Here is an 18426-nt window from a genome sequence, read left to right on the forward strand (position 1 = left end):
CGCGGACGTTCGCCCCCTTCCTTCCGGGGCCGTCACCGCCCTAGACTGCCTCTACCTTTCCCACGGGAGACGCCGATGACCGCGCAAGGCAAGACCCAGGGCGTTCCGCCCGAAAGCCTCGAGACGGCGATCGGCCGGAAGGTGCGCGCGCTCCGGCAGGGGCTCGACGTGACGCTCGCCGATCTTGCGCGCTCGGCGGAATTGTCGGTCGGCATGCTGTCGAAGATCGAGAACGGCCAGACCTCGCCCTCGCTCTCGACGCTGAAGGCGCTGGCCCAGGCGCTGAACGTGCCGATCTCGATGTTCTTCCAGGACTTCGAGGAACGCAGCGATTGCAGCTTCGTCCCCGCCGGGCAGGGGGTGCGGATCGACCGGCGCGGCACGAAGGCGGGGCATGTCTACGAGCTTCTGGGCCATTCGCTGCGCTCGGCGACCAAGATCGAGCCCTTCCTGATCACCATCGACGAGGGCGGCGCGCCGCACGCGACCTTCCAGCACCCGGGGCACGAGTTCATCTACATGCTCTCGGGCCGGATCGTGTATCGCCACGGCGACCGGCGCTATCCGCTTGGTCCGGGCGACGCGTTGTTCTTCGACGCGCTCGCGCCGCACGGGCCCGAGGAAATGCCGGACCTTCCGGCGCGCTATCTCTCCATCATCGTGACGCCGCCGCCCGACTAGTTTCCTGTCAGGAAAATTATTTCACTCCCGTTGACAGTTCTGGCGGGCCGCGACATGGTTCGCCCGAACTCCGGAGGGAATCCCCATGTGCGGAATCGTCGGCCTTTACCTGAAGGACGAGGCGCTGCAGCCGCGGCTCGGCGCGCTGATGGCGAAAATGCTCGCCGAGATGACGGAACGCGGGCCCGACAGCGCGGGATTCGCCGTCTACCGCGACGGGCCGCCTGTGCCCACGCTGTCCTGTCTCGGCCCCGTCGGCTTCGACTGGGACGCGGCCGCGGCCTCGCTCGCCTCGGCCACGGGGACCACGGTGGATGTCGAGCGCATCGCCGATCACGCGCTTCTCCGCGTCGCGGGCGACCTGCGCGCCGCGCGGGCGCACCTGATCGACGCCTTCCCCGCCATCGACGTGCTGGCCACCGGCGAGGCCATCGAAATCTTCAAGGGCGTCGGCGACCCCATGGAAGTCGCGCGCGTCTTCGGCCTCGAGGGTCGCTCGGGCACCCACGGGATCGCCCACACCCGCATGGCCACCGAAAGCGCGGTGACCATCGCGGGCTCGCACCCGTTCTCCACCGGTCCCGATACCTGCCTCGTCCACAATGGATCGCTCTCCAACCACTTCCTTCTTCGCGGTTTCCTCGAAGCCCGTGGCGAGAAACTGCAGACCGAGAACGACAGCGAGGTGGCGGCCGCCTTCCTGTCCTGGCGGATGCGCGAGGGCGACACGCTGAAGGAGGCGCTTGAAGCCGCGCTGAAACGCCTCGACGGCTTCTATACCCTGACAATCGGGACCCGCGACGGCTTCGCCGTTCTGCGCGACCCCATCGCCTGCAAGCCCGCCGTGCTGGCCGAGACCGACCAGTGGGTGGCCATGGCCAGCGAGTTCCGTGCCATCGCCCAGCTTCCCGGCGTGGAGCACGCCCGCATCTGGGAGCCGGAGCCGGGCGTGGTCTACAGCTGGGGCGGCGAAGGCATGAGGGCGGCGGCATGATGACGGCGGAAGCGATTACCAACGCGGGCGTCCTCGACCTCGCCGAGATGTCGGTGCGCGATGCGAACGCCACGCTGCAGGCAGCGACCGAAGGGGCCTTCACGCTGCGCAACCCCGGCGGGCGGCACGCGCTGGCCTGCGGGCTGATGCACCCCGTCTCGGTCACGGTCGAGGGGCACGCGGGCTACTATTGCGGCGGCATGAACAAGGAGGCCGAGATCACGATCCGCGGCAATGCGGGCACGGGCGTCGCCGAGAACATCATGTCCGGGATCGTCCGCGTCACGGGCGACGCCAGCCAGTCGGCGGGGGCCACCGGACATGGCGGCCTCGTGGTGATCGAGGGCAATGCCTCGGCGCGCTGCGGCATCTCCATGAAGGGCGTCGATATCGTCGTCGGCGGCAATGTCGGCCACATGTCGGCCTTCATGGCGCAGGCGGGCAATCTCGTGGTCCTTGGCGACGCGGGCGAGGATCTGGGCGACTCGATCTACGAGGCGCGGCTCTTCGTGCGCGGCAGCGTGAAGCGCCTCGGCACCGACTGCATCGAGAAAGAGATGCGTCCCGAACATGTGGCCATCGTCGCGGGGCTTCTGGACCGCGCGGGCCTTTTTGCCGACCCGTCCGAGTTCCGCCGCTACGGCTCGGCCCGGCGGCTTTACAACTTCAAGATCGACAATGTCGGCTCCTATTGAGGTGATGCGATGACCGAGCAACCCCGCATCCCGCGCACCGTTCCGGTGAAGTCGGCGACCTTCGACGACTACACCTTGTCCGAGATCCGTCGCGCGGCCGCCACGGGCCTCTACGACATCCGGGGCGGCGGCGCGAAGCGGCACCTGCCGCATTTCGACGACCTCCTGTTCCTCGGCGCGTCGATGTCGCGCTATCCGCTGGAAGGCTACCGCGAGAAATGCGGGACCGAGGTCGTGATCGGCGCGCGGAACGCGAAGAACCCCATCACGCTCAGGACCCCCATCACCATCGCCGGCATGTCCTTCGGCTCGCTCTCGGCGCAGGCGAAGGAGGCGCTCGGGCGCGGGGCCAATGCTGCCGGAACGTCCACGACGACGGGCGACGGCGGCATGACGCCGGAGGAGCGGGAAAGCTCCAACACGCTCGTCTACCAGCTTCTGCCGTCACGCTACGGGATGAACCCCGATCACCTGCGCATGGCCGACGCGATCGAGGTCGTCGTGGGGCAGGGGGCGAAGCCTGGCGGGGGCGGCATGCTTCTGGGCCAGAAGATCACCGAGCGGGTGGCCGAGATGCGCACCCTGCCGCAGGGAATCGACCAGCGCTCGGCCTGCCGGCATCCCGACTGGACCGGCCCCGACGACCTGGAGATCAAGATCCAGGAACTGCGCGAGATCACCGGCTGGCGCGTGCCGATCTACATCAAGGTCGGCGCCTCGCGGCCCTACTACGACGTGGCGCTCGCCGTGAAAGCGGGGGCCGATGCCGTGGTCCTCGACGGGATGCAGGGCGGCACGGCGGCGACGCAGCACGTCTTCATCGAGCATGTGGGCATCCCCACGCTCGCCGCGATCCGGCCCGCGGTGCAGGCGCTGAAGGATCTCGACATGCACCGCAAGGTGCAGCTGATCGTCTCGGGCGGCATCCGCAACGGCGCGGACGTGGCCAAGGCGCTGGCGCTCGGCGCCGACGCGGTTTCGATCGGGACGGCGGCGCTGGTGGCGCTGGGCGACAACGACCCGGCGCTGGAGGCGGAGTATCAGAAGCTCGGCACCACCGCCGGCGCCTACGACGACTGGCACGAGGGCAACGACCCCGCGGGCATCACCACGCAGGACCCGAGGCTTGCCGCGCGGCTCGACCCCGTGGCGGCAGGGCGCAGATTGGCCAATTATCTCAACGTCATGACGCTGGAGCTTCAGACCATCGCGCGGGCCTGCGGAAAAAGCCATGTGCTCAACCTCGAACCCGAGGACCTCGTGGCGCTGACGGTGGAATCGGCGGCGATGGCGGGCGTGCCGCTGGCGGGGACCAACTGGATACCGGGGCAGGGCTGAGACCCGGCCCGGAGACGCGGAAAAAGAAACGGGGGACCGACATGACCGACCTTGCGGCGATCGCGAAAGAGAAGGGCATCAAGTTCTTCCTGATTTCCTTCACCGACCTTCTGGGCGTGCAGCGCGCCAAGCTCGCGCCGGCCGAGGCCATCACCGGCATGGCGAAGGACGGCGCGGGTTTCGCGGGTTTCGCCGCCTGGCTCGACATGTCGCCCGCGGATGCCGACATCCTCGCCATTCCCGACCCCGACAGCCTGATCCAGCTGCCGTGGAAGCCCGAGGTCGGCTGGCTCGCCGCCGATGTGCATTACAAGGGCGCACCCTTCGCAAACGCCCCGCGCGTCGTGCTGAAGAACGTCATGGCGCGGGCGGCAGCGCAGGACATGTACCTCAAGCACGGGGTGGAGTGCGAATTCTTCCTCACCACCCCGGACGGCACCGCCATCTCTGACCCCGCGGATATCCAGGAAAAACCCTGCTACGACCAGGACGCGCTGATGCGGCGCTACGACGTGATCGCCGAAATCTGCACCTACATGCTGGAGCTCGGCTGGAACCCCTACCAGAACGACCACGAGGACGCGAACGGCCAGTTCGAGATGAACTGGGACTTCGACGACGCCCTTGTCACCGCCGACCGTCACGCCTTCTTCAAGTTCATGGCCCGCGCCGTGGCCGAGAAGCACGGGCTGCGCGCGACCTTCATGCCCAAGCCCTTCGCCAACCTCACCGGCAACGGCTGCCACGCGCACCTGTCGATGTGGAACAAGGCGGGCGAGAACCTTTTCGCAGGCGAGGCCGAGCTTGGGCTGTCCGAGACGGCCTATGCTTTCCTCGGCGGTCTCATCGGCCATGCGCCGGCGCTGGCGGCGGTGCTGAACCCGACGGTCAATTCATACAAACGACTGAACGCGCCCGTCACGACCTCGGGCGCGACGTGGTCGCCCAACACGATCAGCTATGGCGGCAACAACCGGACCCACATGGTGCGCATTCCGGGGCCGGGGCGGATCGAGCTCCGCCTCGCAGACGGGGCGGCGAACCCCTATCTCCTGCCCGCCGCGATCCTCGCCGCGGGTCTCGACGGGATCGCGACCAAGGCCGATCCGGGCAAGCGGCTGGATATCGACATGTATGTCGATGGCCACACCGTCGACGCGCCGAAGCTGCCCCTGAACCTGCTCGATGCCGTGCGTGCCTTCGAGGCGGACACCGCGCTCGGCGAGGCCATCGGGACCAGCGCCGCCGCGGCCTTCGCCAAGTACAAACACGCCGAGTGGACGGACTACGCCCGCCATCTGACGGAGTGGGAGCGCCGGACGACGCTGGACTGCTAGCGCGCCCGCAGGAGCGCGACCGCCGACGCCACGAACCACGCGATCGCGCCGAGGCCGAAGACCGCGCCCGCAGTGTCGCCAAGCGCGGGCACAAGCGTCGCGAGGCCGGCGGCGCCCGCCACGATGCCGATGCCCCGGGCGAGGTGACCGAGCGTGCGGCCCGCGATGCTGACACAGAGGATCCAGACGCCGCCCGCGATCTCGTTGCCGCCGCCGAGGCCCAGCTCGACCGCGTGCAGCACCTCCCACAGCTCCGCTGCGCCCGCGGGGTCGGTGGCGCCGAGGGTCGCCGCGCGTTCCACCGCCACGTTCGCGATCATGCCCGCGCCGAGGACGAGCGCCGCCCAGATCAGCCCGAAGGCCCGTGTGACTTCGGCCCATGCGGGCGCGTCGGTCTTCAGCCTGTCATGAAGCGCGACGACCAGCACCGCGAGCGCCAGCGCGTTGACGATGTAGATCGTGCTGTTCCACCCGATCAGAAGGCTCGCGCGTTCGCCGATGAAGGCCACGACGGCCTCCGCGTCGATGGCGTTCGTGCCATAGCCGAGCGGCGCCAGCACCGTCACGAGAAGGGCGAAACCCACGAGGTAGGTCGCGGCGCAGGTCAGTGCGGCGAGACCGCCGGTGCGTTGGAGTGTCATCTGGTCATCCTTTCGCGGCAAGGTCGGAGAAGTGGCGTGCGAGGCTTCTGGACCCGGTGGGCGCGCCCACCATGTCCATCGCCATCGCGGTGAGGAAGAACTGCGCGGGCCCGTGGACCTTGCGCGGTGTCACGAATGGCAGAAGCCGAAGCGCGGTTCGGCGCACCATGTCGGGCAGGCGGGTGATGCGGACCGGCTTGCCCAGGGCGGCGAAAGCAAGCGCGGCGATCTCGGACTGGGTGAAGGTCTCGGGGCCGCCCACGTCGATCCAGCCGCGTCCGGCTTCGACCGCATCGACGAGCGCCCGGGCCAGGTCCGCGCCGTGGATCGGGTTGATCCGCGCTGTTCCCGACCCGAAAAGCCAGGCACGCCCGGCCCGGGCCATGTCGAAGAAGGCCTGCATGTCGGAAAAGAAACCAGATGGCGCGACGATGGTCGAGGCGATGTCCGAGGCCTGAAGCGCCACGACGAAGTCGGCCTTGGCCGCGACGAGCGGCACCCCGGGCATGCGGCTCGCGTTCAGGACATGGACATAGGCGAAGCGGCCCACGCCAGCGCGCCGGGCCTCGGCCAGCAGGTTCAGGTTCGCGCCGTAGTCCACGTCGCGGTAGCCGAGCCCGTCGGCCTGCCGCGTGATCCCGAGGGCGGAGACGACGAGATCGGCCCCCTCCATCGCGCCCCTGAGCGTTTCGGCCCGCGTCGCCTCGGCCTCCACCAGCGTGTCGGCGTCGAGGTCACCGGCGCGGGCTGCATTCCGGACGAGCGCGGTGACATACCAGCCGCGGCGGCTGAATTCCCGGCAAAGGTGCCGGCCAAGATAGCCGGTGGCGCCTGCGACGAAGACGGATTTCATGACATTTCCATTTCTTTCAAAACATTGCGGGGCGACGTTGATGTGTTCAGATGCGCCCGACAGGCAGTGGCGGGTGCGGGTGGAACACCTGGGGAGGCCGTGGCGGCAGGTCCTCGGGCAGGCCGATGTCGCGCCTGAGCCGCGGGGATCCTGGCAGGCGGCGGGGGCCCTCGGGCCTGCTTGCACCGGTCAGAAGTTCGCGCAGCGCGACGAAGCGGCAGAGGCGGGTCTTGATGAGATCGGACATCTTTGCGCCCCTCAGCCCACGACCCGGTGGCCGCGCCCGCGCAGGCATTGGACGACGATGGCCTCGCGCCGTTCGGAGCTCTCGACCGCCGCCGCCGTGCCGCCTGCGAGCGCCCCGGCAATCGCGCCGCCGGCCACGTCCGCGCCGTCGTCGAAATGACCGAAGAGCGCGCCGGCGCCGGCCCCGAGGACCGCGGCGCCCATCGTCTCCTGGTCGAACTGCCGCTGATCGCGGGCGAGGGCCTGGCAGGCGGCGAGGTCATCCTGGAAGGCAGGCCCCGGCGGGCCGTCGAGAACAGGCGTATAGTTCGCGCCGCTGTCGGCGCAGGCGCCGAGCACGAAGGCGGCGGCGAGAAGGGGAGGAAGGGCTTTCACAGCAGTGTCTCCGGTCCGTGGTTGCGTTGGACCGCTGGCTACGGGAGGCCCTGGCCCCGCGCCATGACCGGAGGTTTCAAACGATTGACCGCCGGTTCCAGATGATCGTTTCAGCCGCCTCCGTCGCGGAACTCGCCCGGGCTCATGCCCGTCCAGCGCCGGAAGGCCCTCACGAAACTCGACGCCTCGGAGAAGCCGAGAAGATACGCGGCCTCGCCCACCGTGACCTTGCGCGCCGAGAGATAGTCGCGCGCCATGCGGCTGCGCAGGTCGTCATGCACCTGGGCGAAGGTCACGCCCTCGTCCTGCAGGCGGCGGTAAAGCGTCTGGCGGCTCATGCCGAGGTCGCGCGCGATGGCGTCCATCGACAGCGTGCCCTCGTGAAGCCGCGGCAGGATGCGCCCCTCGACCCGCGCCCGCACCGAGGCCGCGCGCTCCATCTCCTCCAGCAGCGCATCGGCGTGCCGGGTGAAGATGCCGAAGACGTAGGCGTTGCCGGGCTCGAATTCGGTATCCAGCCACGACCGGTCGATCCGGAGCGCATTGCGCGCGGCGCCGAAACGGACGGGGATCCGGAACAGTTCGGGGTATTCAGCGGCATGGGGCGGTGGCGGGTAGGTCACCTCCATCTCGATGGCGAAGACGCGCTCGGGGAAGGAACGGCGGAATTCGCTGATGAAGCGGGCGAAAGAGGCCTCGATCCCGATGTACTGACTGTCCGGCACCGGCAGGTGGTCGACGATCCAGACCTCGCCCGCGCGGTCGAGCACCTCGAACCGGTCGCGCCCGTTCAGCGTGTCGACGTCCGCCATCAGCCGTGCATAGCGATTGAGTTGCGCCATCGAGTGCACCATCGATCCCGAGGAATGCACGATCTGGCCGACGATCGACATGGTCTCGAGCCGGCTTTCGAGCGTGTGGCGCAGCAGGAGCGCGCTGTCGCCCGTGGCCGCGATCGCGGCCCCGATCAGGGCCTGGTAGGCCGCGAGCGGAATGCGCCCGTCCTGTTCGGCCAGCGCGCCCTCGGTCAGGCCGCAGGCGGCGAGAAGACCGGCGCGATCCGCCCCGCGCAGGACGGCGAAGTCAAGGAGGGCCGCGGCGAACCCCGCTGCCATGGTCGGCGTGCTCATGGAGACGGACCCTAGGGCCGGATTGTGGCACAGGTCAAACCCACTGCCCGATTTCCGGCCACTTTCGCTTCGGCCCCCGTTCCATCCCTTTGTCACAGGGGCGGAACCGCCTGCTGGATGGGGCTGCGGGGCGGGTTTGGTCCCCTCTCTCCGGGGACAGTTTCGCATTCTCGGGAAGGGTCGTTTCCGTCCCTTTGCCACGCCACGCTTTCGTCACTTTCTGAGCGCGAAAATGGTCCATTCAGTAGCTTATCAAGAGGCTTGGCGCGCGCTTGGCGCGTCGAGAAGTGTGGGAACCCGGAACGCGCCCTGATCATGCAACGCTCTGGTTCATATGGCGACGAGCTACCCCCCGGCGCACGGCTGTGCGGCGGGCAGTACACGATCGAACGTTACCTGAACTCCGGTGGCTTCGGCGTCACCTACCTGGCCCGCGACAGCCTCGGGCGCAGTGTCGTCATCAAGGAATGCTTCCCCTCCGCCATGTGCTGCCGCGTGGACGAGACGGTGCGGCTGCGGTCCTCGGGGAACGAGACCGAGTTCGGCGCGATTCTCGAACTGTTCGAGAAGGAAGCGCGCGCACTGGCCGCGCTCCAGCATCCCTACATCGTCGGCGTGCACCAGTATTTCCGCGACAATGGCACCGCCTACATGGCGATGGATTTCGTGGACGGGAAAACCCTTCTCGACGTTATCGAGAACGACCCCGACCGCCTCGCGCCCGAGGACGTGAAGGCGCTCCTGATCCAGATCCTGGAGGCGCTGAGCTACATCCACGGGCATGACATCCTGCACCGCGACATCTCGCCGGACAACATCCTGATCGATGCCGACAACCTGCCGGTGCTGATCGATTTCGGCGCCGCCCGCGAAAGCGCCACGCGCGTGTCGCGCGTTCTGTCGAAGGTGCTGACGGTCAAGGACGGCTACAGCCCGCAGGAATTCTACCTGGCGGGATCCGATCACGCCTATTCGAGCGATCTCTACGCGCTCGCCGCCACCTTCTATCACGTCGTCAGCCGCACGGCCCCGCCCTCCAGCCATTCGCGCCTCGCCGCGACCGCGCGGGAAAAGCGCGACCCGCTGGATCCCCTGGGTGAGATCGACGGCTACGACCCCTATTTCCTCGACGCGATCAACCGCTGCCTGAGCGTCTTTCCGAAGGACCGTCTGCAGAGCGCTGCCGCCTGGCGCGACATGATCGACGAGGCCCGCCGGCAGGAGCGCCTTCTGCAGCAGGCCGACGAGGACGAGGAGCTGGAGCGCCGCGTGGCCGAGCTCGTGCGCGAGTTCGAGCGCGAGTGGGAAGAGCGCGAGCGCCGTCAGCGCGAGGTGCTCGAAGCCCAGCATCAGATGACGGACGAGGAGCGCGCCGCCATGGAGGCCGAGGCCCGCGCGCGCGCCGAGGAGGAGGAGCGCGCCCGCGCCGATGCCGCCGCCCAGGCGCAGCGCGAGGCCGAGGAGGTTCAGGCCGCCATCGCCGCCGAGCGTGCCGCCCAGTCCGCGCGCCGCGCCGCCATCGAGGCCGAGGAGGCGCGCCAGTTCCACGAGGCGATGAAGGCATTGTCCCGGCCGCTGCTCGAGGAATTCGACGAGATCGACGGTGTCGGCAGGTCGGCCGCCGCCGAAACCGGAACGAACCCCAAGGAAAGCGCCGCCACGCAGGCCGTGTCGTCGGTCCTGCCGCGCCGGGTGCAGGTCGCCCCGCAGGCCGCCAATGGCGGCGCGTCGCCTGCGCCCCGTCACGGACCGGTCCGCCGCGCGCTGTTCGGCGGCCGGCGCTCTCTCACGTTCGATGCGAAAGGATCGAAGCCATGAAACGTCTGCGCGATGTCGCCGTTCGCATGCGCCCGCTGGCGCCCCGGTCGCCCGGACAAGGGTCGGCCACGGCCGGAGATCAGGCGCCCGCCGCGTCCGCACCTGCCTCCACCCCCGACATGCCCCTACCCGGGAGGACACCCTTCATGCCATCTTCGCGCGATCTTGCCTCCGGCGAAGCGCCGCGCCGCGCGGCGGCAGAGGCGCCGCCCGTTTCCCAGCCGCGCCGCCAGATCTGGGATCTCGACCCGTCTGACGAAGCCGCGGCCGCCGCGCCCGCCCCTTCGCGCCCCCATGTCCCCGCGGCCCCCGTGTCCGACGCCCTGCCACCGCGCCGCTTCGCGCCGATCGAGCCGCGTATCGACGCCGTCCAGCCCCCCGAGGGCGAGGACATGGCCAGCCGCGCCCGCCGCGCGCTCGCCGCCGCAGAGCGTCAGGCCGCCCAGCGGGGCGCGGGAATGCCGGATGCCGGCGCGTCGCCCGCCATGCCGGACAGCGGCAAGACCAGGGTCCTGGGGTTCCATGCGCCCGAACTGGAGATGGACCCGATCTCGGCCGTCGCGCATCGATCGTCGCCGGAGGTCCGGTTTCCCGCAGGCTGGATCGTCGTCGTGGACGGCCCCGGCCGCGGCGCCTTCTTCGCGGTCACGATGAGCGTGTCCTCGATCGGGCGCGGCGACGACCAGGCGATCCGCCTCAACTTCGGCGATCCCAGCATCTCGCGACAGAACCACGCCGCCATCGCCTATGACGCCGAGCAGAACCGCTTTTTCCTCGGTCATGGCAACAAGTCGAACATCGTCCGCAGGAACGGGATGCCGGTGCTCGCCACCGAAGAGCTTTTCGACGGCGACGTGATCCGCATCGGCAAGACCAGCCTGCGTTTCGTCGCGCTGTGCGGCGAGGGTTTCACATGGGGGCCGGATGGCGGCGAGGATGGACTGGCCGATGACTGACCCCGCCGCCATCCGTTTCGATGTCGCCTCGGCGCAGGCGCAGGGCCGCCGCGAACGGCAGGAGGACGCCCTTGCCGTCTCCTGCCCGCAGGGCGCGGCCTTCGGCTTTGCCGTGGTTTCCGACGGAATGGGCGGGCACGCGGCGGGCGACCTTGCGAGCCGGATCATCGTGGCCGAGATCTTCGCCGAGCTGATCTTGCGGAGCCGCGATCCCTTCGATGCGCCCGACGAGCTTTCGGCGCTCCTGTCGGATGCGGTCGAGACCGCGAACGCCAGCCTGCGCGCGCAGATCGAGGCCTGCCCGGAACAGGCGGGCATGGGGGGCACTGTCGTCGCGGCGGCGCTCGTCGAGGGCGGCCTGCAATGGGTCTCGGTGGGCGACTCGCTTCTCTACCTCCTGCGCGATGGCGGACTGATCCGGCTCAACGACGACCACTCCATGGCGCCCGAGATCGACCTCATGGTCGCCCGCGGCATGATCGACGAGGAAGCCGCCCGCAGCCATCCGCAGCGCAATTGCCTGACCTCGGCACTGACCGGCCAGCGCATTCCGGAAGTGGATTGCCCGCCGCGCCGGATGGAGCTCAGGGACGGCGACGTACTGCTCATGGCGAGCGACGGGCTTCAGGCGCTGAGCGAGGCGCAGATCGCACATATCGCAGCTGGTGCGCCGTTCGCCGAAAGCCGCGAGATCGCCGAAGCCCTGATCGAGGCGGTCAATGCCCATGGCGATCCCGAACAGGACAACACGTCGGTCGTCGTGATCCGCGTGCTCGAACCTGCCGCAAGCGCTGCGCAAACGCTTCCGGCACCCTCGCTCTGGTCGGCCGTCGCCAATGCGATCGGCCGCCCGATGGTCCCCGCAACCGCCGCCAACGCGGCCGCGAAGACGCGGGGCTGACGCATGAGGGACACCATCCGCGATACCCAGGCCACGCTCGGACGGCTCGAGGCGCTTCTGGCGTCGGGCGTTCTGACGCAGGCCGAGGCGGTCAGCTGCGCCGGGCTTGCCGACGCGCTGCGCCGGCCTGCGCGGGTGGCGATCCTCGGTCGGGCCGCGAAAGACGTGACAGGCGTCCTGCGCGCGATGCTGGGCGAGGCCGTCGCCGGCGTCGTGCCGGGCGGTCCTGCGGTGGAACTGAGCTTCGGGCCCGCTCCGCGCCACGTCGCGACCTTCGAGGACGGAAGCTCGCTCGACCAGGACGGCTATCCGGCCGGGGACCTGATGAGCTATGGCCCGCTGTTCGTGCAGATCGAGGCTCCGATCCGCGTGCTGGACGCGATGTCGTTCCTCGCCCTGGAACTCGACGCCGGCCCCGAGGCCTGTGCGCCCGCGCTCGCCTGGGCGGCGAAGCGGTCCGAGATCGCGATCTATTGCGCCGCCGATTTCGATTCAGCGGAGGCCGCGGTCTGGGCTGCGGCGCCGGACCGGCTCAAAAACCATTGCTACCTCGTCATCACCGGCGACCGCGACGCGGCCTCGGCGCGGGCCCGCGGCCTTTTCGACGCGGTGATTCACGCGCCCGCACCGTCGGAGGCCGCCGCGACGCTGAGCGCGCTCAAGCATCGGCTGACGGCCGATATCGCTGCGGCGCGGGCCGAGGACGTGGATGCCGCCGAACTGTTCCTGCACCGGTTCCGCCGGGCCGAGCTCGATGCCGGCGCCGTCGAGGCCGATCGCCTGCCGCAGGTCGAGCCCGAGGATCACCCCCTTCCGCCGCGCGGTCCACGCACACCGGCAGAGCCGCCGCGGAGTGGCGCAGCGCCCGGGGCCGCCGCGCGTCAGGACCACGAGAAGCCGACCACGCGGGCGCCTGAAACGCAGGTCACGCCGGGCCCGTCGGACAAGGCGTCCGACAAAGCGTCCGACAGGGCCTCCGACAAGCCCTCCGACAAGGCGCTGGCAGCGGCACGCGCGCTCGTGTCGGGGCCGATCCTGCATCTCAAGCGCCGGTCGCGTGCGCTGGCCGAGCTGTTGGAATGGCGCGAGGAAACCGACGGCTGGTCCGAGGAAGTGCTGGAACACTGCGCCGAGACCGCCGAGGCGCTTCGCGAACTTGTCTCCGCCTGGCCAGACGATGATCCGCTGGCCGCGCGCCTGAGGGATGCGATCGACCAGGCGTGCGACACCGTGATCCTGCTCCAGGTCGAGTCCGGGCCGGGGCAGGCCGAGGACGCGGCGCGAGTTCTTTATCAGTTGAGGACCGATTTCGAGCAGGCAATGGCTGCATGAATTTCATCAGCCACGTTGAGGAAGAAGAGATGAAGCAGGATCGAAGCCTGACAGCACCCGCCGCACAGATGCCGGCCAACGACCGCCTGATGGCGGCTGCCTACCGTGGGCTTTCGCCACTCGTGCAGGAGCTGCGGACTGTCGACGAGGCGCTCGAGGCGCTCCTCAAGGTCGGCGATGCCGAGGCCGAGCACGCGATCAGGGACCTGCGCCGCCAGATCCGGGCCTTCGAGCCCAGCGTGACGATGATCGGGCAGGTCAAGGCGGGCAAGACCTCGCTGGTGAACGCCATGGTGGGGCGGCCGGGCCTTTTGCCCGCCGACATCAACCCATGGACCTCGGTCATCACGTCGCTCCATGTCTCGCCGCGCATCCGCGAGTCGGCCCAGCACGCCCGGTTCCGTTTCTTCAGCGAGGAGGAGTGGTCGAACCTGCTCAGTCGCGGTGGCCGGGTGGGCGAGCTTGCGCGCCGCGCGGGGGCCGACAAGGAACTCGAGACCGTGCGCGAACAGCTCGAGGCGATGCGCGAGAAATCGCGCCAGCGCCTTGGCCGCAGCTTCGAGATGCTCCTCGGGCAGGAACACGACTACGGCTATGTCGATGCGGAACTGGTGGAGCGCTACGTCTGCCTCGGTGACGAAGGCGAGGGGGAGGACGGCCTCGACAGCGGGCAGGGCCGTTTCGCGGACATCACCAAGTCGGCCGAGCTCTACCTCAGTCAGCGTGGCCTCGTCTGGCCGATCTGCGTGCGCGACACGCCGGGCGTCAACGATACTTTCCTCGTGCGTGAACAGATCACCGTGAACGCGATCCGGTCGAGCCGGGTCTGCGTCGTCGTTCTTTCGGCGCATCAGGCGCTGTCCACGGTCGACATGGCGCTGATCCGGATGATCGCCAACATCCGCGCCCGCGACGTCATCATCTTCGTGAACCGCGTCGACGAACTGGCCGATCCCGCGCGTGAGATCCCCGAAATCCGCGAGAGTATCCGCGCGACGCTCAAGGCGCAGAACGGGCCTACGGACGCCGCGATCCTCTTTGGCAGCGCGCATTGGGCGACCAACGCGCTGGCGGGAGAGTTGAACACGCTCGGCAAGGCCAGCGCCGACGCGCTCGTCAACCTGGCCGAGCACGAGGTGCGTGGCGGCCTGTCGGAGCCGAACGCCGAGGAAGTCATCTGGAACCTGTCGGGCCTGCCGGCGCTGGGCCGCGCGATTTCCGAGCGCATCCTCCAGGGCGAGGGGCGCGACATGGTCGAACAGGCCGCCCGCGCGGCCCGCAACATCGCCCGTGGCCTTACCGCCTCGCGCAGTCTCGCGGCCGAAAGGGTGGCGGGCGTCGGGACCCGGGCCGTCGCCAAGGGGGCGCTGGGCAGCGAAATCGACAAGATCCTGATCGGCGCCGAGGAAGAGCTCGAGGCCGAACTCGGCCGGCTCGTCGATGCGCTCGATGCGCGGCTCGACGGGGCGCGGCGCACGTTCCTGACCCGGGCCACCGCGGCGCTCGTGAAGCACCTGGAGGAAAACGGGGACGACAAGGTCTGGACCTATGACCCCACGGGTCTTCGGGTGCTGCTGCGGTCGGGCTACCAGGTCTTCGCGGCCAAGTCCGCCAAGGCGACTTCCGTCGTCTACGACAAGACCGCGACCGCGCTCGAGGCGCTGTTCCGCGGCACGTTCGAACTGTCCGATACCGCCTTCGCGCTGGAGCCGCCCCCGGTTCCCGACGCGCCGCCGCCCGTGACGCTGGGCCAGACCATCGCGCTCGACATCAAGGGCAACTGGTGGACCCGCTGGTGGCGCCGCCGCCGCAGCTACGCCGCTTTCGCCGAGGAATTCTCGGGCATGATCGACGCCGAGATCGCCCCCATGGTGGCCGCGCTCAAGGACGAACATGCCGAGGTCTTCCGAAAGGCCGCCCACGATGGCTTGCAGAGCTTCATCGCGGGACAGCGCCGCAGTCTTCTGGCCATGGCGGCCCAGACGGAAGAACGGCTGGACGAATTGCGGGAGAAGATGGCGCAGGACGCCGAGGCCCGTGAAAAGAGCCTGGAAAACGCCACCGCGCTGCTTGCGGGGCTGATCCGGACCGAGCAGAAGGAACAAGAACGCCATGATGCATGACGCCTTTCCCGCCATGGATGGCGGCCGCCGTCCCCGGATCGCGATCCTGGGCGAGTTTTCCTCGGGCAAGAGCACGCTGACCAACGTGCTGCTTGGACACGTGTCCTCGCCGGTCCGCGTGACCGCGACGCAGGTGCCGCCGATCTGGTATTGCCAGGGCGACAGCGACCCGGTCGTCGTGGACAGCGAGGGCGAGGAAACCGAGATTGATGCCGAGGCCATCGCCTCGGTCCCGATCGCGGGCACCCGCTATGTCCGGGTGTTCCTGCCCGCCGACATCCTTGCGGGCGTCGACCTGATCGACATGCCCGGAAGCTCGGACCCCAACATGTCCGCCGATATCTGGAACGCCGTCCTGCCCGAGGCGGACGCCGTCATCTGGTGCACGCCCGCGACCCAGGCCTGGCGCCAGTCCGAGGCCGCCATCTGGGACGGCATCGACCCCGAGATCCAGGCGCGCAGCATCCTGCTGGTCACGCGCATTGACAAGGTCCTGTCCGAGCACGACCGCGCGCGCCTGCTGAAGCGGGTGCGGCGCGAGACCTCGGGCCTGTTCCGCGACATCTTCACCGTCGATCTGCTGTCGGCGCAGAACGGGACGGAGGCGCAGAACGGGATCGAGGCCGTGCGCGCGGCGCTCGAGACACTGCGCACGGGGCTTTCCGGGGCGGCGCCCGCGGACGAGCCAGATCCATCCGACGATCGCCGCTCGGGCGAGGCCACCGTTCTGAGGCTCGAGGATCATGCGCCGGCCGCCCGCGGCGTCTCGATCGTGCCGCGCCGGGTGACCATGGGCGGCGTCACCGCCGCGCGCCGCCCGCGCCGAACCACCGGAAGCGCCGGCTCGGCGCTTTGATCCGCTATTCCGAAACACGCAAGAAAGACGCGAGACCCGAACCCCGATGACCCCCGGCACCCTGGCACAGATGCGGAAGCGGCTCCCCGATTGCGAGCTGGTGCTTTACGCCGACATCGTGTCGGGCACGGTACTGGCATCGGATTCGCGCCTCGTCTACCCGCAGGAAAACCTCGACACGCTGTGCGTCTGCGCGCGCGGCTTCCTGACCGCGCCGCGGCTTGCCTCGCACGACACGACGGGCGAGGCGGTGTTCCGAACGCCCACGGCGACCCGCGTGTTCATGCGCGCCTACGGCGATCCCTGCGAGGCGCTCGTGTGTGTCTGCGGGCCCAAGACGGACCTTGCCGCCGTGCTTGACGCCATGCGCGAGGCGCTGGCCGAGGCCGCGCCCGACAACGGTTCGAACGTGGTGGCCTTCCGCGAGGCGATGTCGAAATGACCGACCGAAATTCCGTCCGTGATATCCTGTACCGGGCCGGTGCCGAGGGCGCCTCGCTCACGGCTGCTCGGGCCTATTCCTCCCATGTGCAGGGGATTTCCGTGATCCTGCGGCAGCTGGAGGATTGTGTTCTGCCCCGGCGTGTCGAGCTCGGCTTCGACGGTGGCGCGCGGATCGCGCTGGAGGTGGCCGAGCGTCAGGTCCTGCGCCTGTGTTCGGCCGAGCTTCCGCCCGGTGCCGCCTCCGGTCTTCCGCCCGGCGCGCTCGGCTCGGACGATGCCGGTGCATTGGCCGACCTTCTCGTCGATGTGTGCCGCCGCGCGGGCTCGGTCCGGATCACGAGCCATCCCGCCGACGAGGCCGATGCCGCGGCGGGCGGCATTTCGACGGCCGCGTTGCGTCTTGCTGCCGGGGTTCCGGGTCCCGAGCCCCGCAAGCCCGGGACCTCGACATGGATCGAGGCCCTGGTCGAGCACGAGAGGATCGACGTCTTGTCCGCCGTCCTGATCGACGTGGACGAAGCGCATGTGGTCAAGGGCTCCAAGGACGAGGCGGAGGCGCTGGCCGACTGGGCGGTTGAAATGCTGGACGTGTTCCTCGCCGAGAGCTTTCCGCTCGCGCCCGAGCTGGAGACCAAGGGCGCGGTGACCTTCGCGCCGCAGCAGAACGGCTGCCATGTCCTGCTGGCGGGCCTGCGCGGGCAGTTCCTCCTCGCGTCGGTATCAGGGCCCGACAGCGCCACGACGCTCTCGGCCTGGCAGGGCGTGGCCGACCGCGAGGTGGACGGCCTCATCTCCGTTCACTGAGGCGGCGCGCCGAGGGCGGCTTCCTTCACGATCGCGCCGAGATCGCGCAACTGGCCCGCCAGCGGCGTCGAGCGGCGCCAGATCATGCCGATCGTCCGCTGCGGCCCCGGCGCCTCGAACCGCGCGATCGAGACGTCGGCCGAGCGTGTCTCGACCGCGACCGCCATCTCCGGGATGAGCGTCACGCCAAGGCCGGCGCCCACCATCTGCACCAGCGTGGACAGCGACGAGCCGTCCATCATCTCCCGCGGCGCGCTGGCGGTCATGTTGCAGAAGGACAAGGCCTGATCGCGGAAGCAATGGCCTTCCTCCAACAGGAGAAGCCGCATCTCGCGCAGCCTTTCGGGGGAGGGGACCGGTTTTCCCGCATCCGCGCCGGGTCGCACCAGCACGAAATCCTCGGTGAAGAGCGGCGCCTCCTCGAAGGCGGGCTCGGAGATCGGCAGCGCGACGATGGCGGTGTCGAGGGCGCCGTCGGAGAGTTCCCCCAACAGCCGCGAGGTCAGCGTTTCGCGCAGTTGCAAGTCGAGGCCCGGGTGCTGCGCCGCGATGGCGCCCACGACGCGGGGCAGGAGATAGGGGGCGACGGTCGGGATCACGCCGATCCGCACGCGGCCAGCCAGCCGGTCGCGGACGGCACGCGCCATGTCCTCCACCTCGTCCACCCGGCGCAGGATCTCGCGCACGCGCACCAGGAGGTCCTCGCCGAACCCGGTCAGAGCCACGGAACGCGGTCCGCGTTCGAAAAGTGCGGTGCCGAGCGTCCGCTCCATCTCGCGGATCTGCATCGAGAGGGCGGGCTGGGAGATCGCGCAGATATCCGCGGCGCGTCCGAAATGCCCCTGGCGCGCCAAGGCATCGAAATACCGCATCTGTTTCAGCGTGACTCCATTCATAAGCTG

The 18426-nt window shown here is 69.3% G+C and carries 19 protein-coding genes; 13 read left to right on the top strand and 6 right to left on the bottom strand.

The features are described from left to right. The first annotated feature begins 75 nt into the window (after nucleotides 1–75). The 5 genes from N8I71_RS07960 (at nucleotide 76) to glnT (ending at nucleotide 5045) form a co-directional block, all read left to right on the top strand. The gene (locus N8I71_RS07960) at nucleotides 76–681 is read left to right on the top strand and encodes a helix-turn-helix domain-containing protein (RefSeq protein ID WP_262877424.1); all 606 of its coding nucleotides are present in this window, start codon (nucleotides 76–78) and stop codon (nucleotides 679–681) included. An 85-nt stretch (nucleotides 682–766) separates the two neighbouring features. Then, complete coding sequence (locus N8I71_RS07965; protein WP_262877425.1) at nucleotides 767–1675, top strand: class II glutamine amidotransferase; 909 nt, start codon at nucleotides 767–769, stop codon at nucleotides 1673–1675. Then, nucleotides 1672–2370, top strand: coding sequence for a GltB/FmdC/FwdC-like GXGXG domain-containing protein (locus N8I71_RS07970; protein WP_406676083.1), 699 nt, complete (start codon nucleotides 1672–1674; stop codon nucleotides 2368–2370). The genes N8I71_RS07965 and N8I71_RS07970 overlap by 4 nt, the downstream gene beginning before the upstream one ends. 9 nt (nucleotides 2371–2379) lie before the next feature. Continuing rightward, nucleotides 2380–3708, top strand: coding sequence for an FMN-binding glutamate synthase family protein (locus tag N8I71_RS07975; protein ID WP_262877426.1), 1329 nt, complete (start codon nucleotides 2380–2382; stop codon nucleotides 3706–3708). Between the two features lie 41 nt (nucleotides 3709–3749). Beyond that, complete coding sequence (gene glnT, locus N8I71_RS07980) at nucleotides 3750–5045, top strand: type III glutamate--ammonia ligase (protein ID WP_262877427.1); 1296 nt, start codon at nucleotides 3750–3752, stop codon at nucleotides 5043–5045. On the opposite strand, the gene N8I71_RS07985 is transcribed toward glnT, so the two are convergent. The 5 genes from N8I71_RS07985 to N8I71_RS08005 form a co-directional block, all read right to left on the bottom strand. Then, a complete protein-coding gene (locus tag N8I71_RS07985; protein WP_262877428.1) occupies nucleotides 5042–5686 on the bottom strand; it encodes a hypothetical protein in 645 nt (214 codons plus the stop codon). The two genes, glnT and N8I71_RS07985, sit on opposite strands and share 4 nt — an antisense overlap. Nucleotides 5687–5690: 4 nt before the next feature. Further along, complete coding sequence (locus N8I71_RS07990; RefSeq protein WP_262877429.1) at nucleotides 5691–6539, bottom strand: SDR family oxidoreductase; 849 nt, start codon at nucleotides 6537–6539, stop codon at nucleotides 5691–5693. Nucleotides 6540–6585: 46 nt separating this feature from the next. Beyond that, nucleotides 6586–6786, bottom strand: coding sequence for a hypothetical protein (locus N8I71_RS07995; RefSeq protein ID WP_262877430.1), 201 nt, complete (start codon nucleotides 6784–6786; stop codon nucleotides 6586–6588). Between the two features lie 11 nt (nucleotides 6787–6797). After that, nucleotides 6798–7160: a glycine zipper family protein gene (locus N8I71_RS08000; protein ID WP_262877431.1), complete on the bottom strand. Its 363-nt coding sequence runs from the start codon at nucleotides 7158–7160 to the stop codon at nucleotides 6798–6800. Between the two features lie 110 nt (nucleotides 7161–7270). Further along, nucleotides 7271–8290 carry an AraC family transcriptional regulator gene (locus N8I71_RS08005; RefSeq protein WP_262877432.1) on the bottom strand — a complete coding sequence of 340 codons (1020 nt, stop codon included), beginning with the start codon at nucleotides 8288–8290 and terminating at the stop codon, nucleotides 7271–7273. 315 nt (nucleotides 8291–8605) lie between these two features. Here N8I71_RS08005 and N8I71_RS08010 point away from each other — a divergent pair, with 315 nt between their 5' ends. The 8 genes from N8I71_RS08010 to N8I71_RS08045 all read left to right on the top strand — a co-directional run bounded on the left by N8I71_RS08010 (nucleotide 8606) and on the right by N8I71_RS08045 (nucleotide 17524). After that, nucleotides 8606–10108 (top strand): serine/threonine-protein kinase, encoded by a 1503-nt coding sequence (locus N8I71_RS08010; RefSeq protein WP_262877433.1) that lies wholly within the window; start codon nucleotides 8606–8608, stop codon nucleotides 10106–10108. Between the two features lie 146 nt (nucleotides 10109–10254). After that, entirely contained in the window at nucleotides 10255–11064 is an 810-nt protein-coding gene (locus N8I71_RS08015; protein WP_262877434.1) for an FHA domain-containing protein, read from the top strand. Further along, nucleotides 11057–11965, top strand: coding sequence for a PP2C family protein-serine/threonine phosphatase (locus N8I71_RS08020; protein ID WP_262877435.1), 909 nt, complete (start codon nucleotides 11057–11059; stop codon nucleotides 11963–11965). Before N8I71_RS08015 ends, N8I71_RS08020 begins: the two co-directional genes overlap by 8 nt. Nucleotides 11966–11968: 3 nt before the next feature. After that, complete coding sequence (locus N8I71_RS08025; RefSeq protein ID WP_262877436.1) at nucleotides 11969–13297, top strand: hypothetical protein; 1329 nt, start codon at nucleotides 11969–11971, stop codon at nucleotides 13295–13297. Between the two features lie 29 nt (nucleotides 13298–13326). Beyond that, nucleotides 13327–15420 carry a dynamin family protein gene (locus N8I71_RS08030; protein WP_262877437.1) on the top strand — a complete coding sequence of 698 codons (2094 nt, stop codon included), beginning with the start codon at nucleotides 13327–13329 and terminating at the stop codon, nucleotides 15418–15420. Next, nucleotides 15410–16276: a dynamin family protein gene (locus tag N8I71_RS08035; protein WP_262877438.1), complete on the top strand. Its 867-nt coding sequence runs from the start codon at nucleotides 15410–15412 to the stop codon at nucleotides 16274–16276. The genes N8I71_RS08030 and N8I71_RS08035 overlap by 11 nt, the downstream gene beginning before the upstream one ends. Nucleotides 16277–16322: 46 nt before the next feature. After that, on the top strand, nucleotides 16323–16718 hold the full coding sequence (locus N8I71_RS08040; protein ID WP_262877439.1) for a hypothetical protein: 396 nt from the start codon (nucleotides 16323–16325) through the stop codon (nucleotides 16716–16718). Then, nucleotides 16715–17524, top strand: coding sequence for a hypothetical protein (locus N8I71_RS08045; RefSeq protein ID WP_262877440.1), 810 nt, complete (start codon nucleotides 16715–16717; stop codon nucleotides 17522–17524). The genes N8I71_RS08040 and N8I71_RS08045 overlap by 4 nt, the downstream gene beginning before the upstream one ends. Here the strand turns inward: N8I71_RS08045 and N8I71_RS08050 are convergent. Further along, nucleotides 17518–18420, bottom strand: coding sequence for a hydrogen peroxide-inducible genes activator (locus tag N8I71_RS08050; RefSeq protein ID WP_262877441.1), 903 nt, complete (start codon nucleotides 18418–18420; stop codon nucleotides 17518–17520). The genes N8I71_RS08045 and N8I71_RS08050 overlap by 7 nt on opposite strands. Nucleotides 18421–18426 lie beyond the last annotated feature (6 nt).

Origin of the sequence: Roseicyclus sediminis, assembly GCF_025515305.1 — a bacterium.
Taxonomy (GTDB): domain Bacteria; phylum Pseudomonadota; class Alphaproteobacteria; order Rhodobacterales; family Rhodobacteraceae; genus Roseibacterium; species Roseibacterium sediminis.

Coding starts and splice junctions, on each gene's coding strand:
- N8I71_RS07960 (WP_262877424.1), top strand. CDS start 76: ATGACCGCGCAAGGCAAGACCCAGGGCGTTCCGCCCGAAAGCCTCGAG.
- N8I71_RS07965 (WP_262877425.1), top strand. CDS start 767: ATGTGCGGAATCGTCGGCCTTTACCTGAAGGACGAGGCGCTGCAGCCG.
- N8I71_RS07970 (WP_406676083.1), top strand. CDS start 1,672: ATGATGACGGCGGAAGCGATTACCAACGCGGGCGTCCTCGACCTCGCC.
- N8I71_RS07975 (WP_262877426.1), top strand. CDS start 2,380: ATGACCGAGCAACCCCGCATCCCGCGCACCGTTCCGGTGAAGTCGGCG.
- glnT (WP_262877427.1), top strand. CDS start 3,750: ATGACCGACCTTGCGGCGATCGCGAAAGAGAAGGGCATCAAGTTCTTC.
- N8I71_RS07985 (WP_262877428.1), bottom strand. CDS start 5,686: ATGACACTCCAACGCACCGGCGGTCTCGCCGCACTGACCTGCGCCGCG.
- N8I71_RS07990 (WP_262877429.1), bottom strand. CDS start 6,539: ATGAAATCCGTCTTCGTCGCAGGCGCCACCGGCTATCTTGGCCGGCAC.
- N8I71_RS07995 (WP_262877430.1), bottom strand. CDS start 6,786: ATGTCCGATCTCATCAAGACCCGCCTCTGCCGCTTCGTCGCGCTGCGC.
- N8I71_RS08005 (WP_262877432.1), bottom strand. CDS start 8,290: ATGAGCACGCCGACCATGGCAGCGGGGTTCGCCGCGGCCCTCCTTGAC.
- N8I71_RS08010 (WP_262877433.1), top strand. CDS start 8,606: ATGCAACGCTCTGGTTCATATGGCGACGAGCTACCCCCCGGCGCACGG.
- N8I71_RS08015 (WP_262877434.1), top strand. CDS start 10,255: ATGCCATCTTCGCGCGATCTTGCCTCCGGCGAAGCGCCGCGCCGCGCG.
- N8I71_RS08020 (WP_262877435.1), top strand. CDS start 11,057: ATGACTGACCCCGCCGCCATCCGTTTCGATGTCGCCTCGGCGCAGGCG.
- N8I71_RS08025 (WP_262877436.1), top strand. CDS start 11,969: ATGAGGGACACCATCCGCGATACCCAGGCCACGCTCGGACGGCTCGAG.
- N8I71_RS08030 (WP_262877437.1), top strand. CDS start 13,327: ATGAAGCAGGATCGAAGCCTGACAGCACCCGCCGCACAGATGCCGGCC.
- N8I71_RS08035 (WP_262877438.1), top strand. CDS start 15,410: ATGATGCATGACGCCTTTCCCGCCATGGATGGCGGCCGCCGTCCCCGG.
- N8I71_RS08040 (WP_262877439.1), top strand. CDS start 16,323: ATGACCCCCGGCACCCTGGCACAGATGCGGAAGCGGCTCCCCGATTGC.
- N8I71_RS08045 (WP_262877440.1), top strand. CDS start 16,715: ATGACCGACCGAAATTCCGTCCGTGATATCCTGTACCGGGCCGGTGCC.
- N8I71_RS08050 (WP_262877441.1), bottom strand. CDS start 18,420: ATGAATGGAGTCACGCTGAAACAGATGCGGTATTTCGATGCCTTGGCG.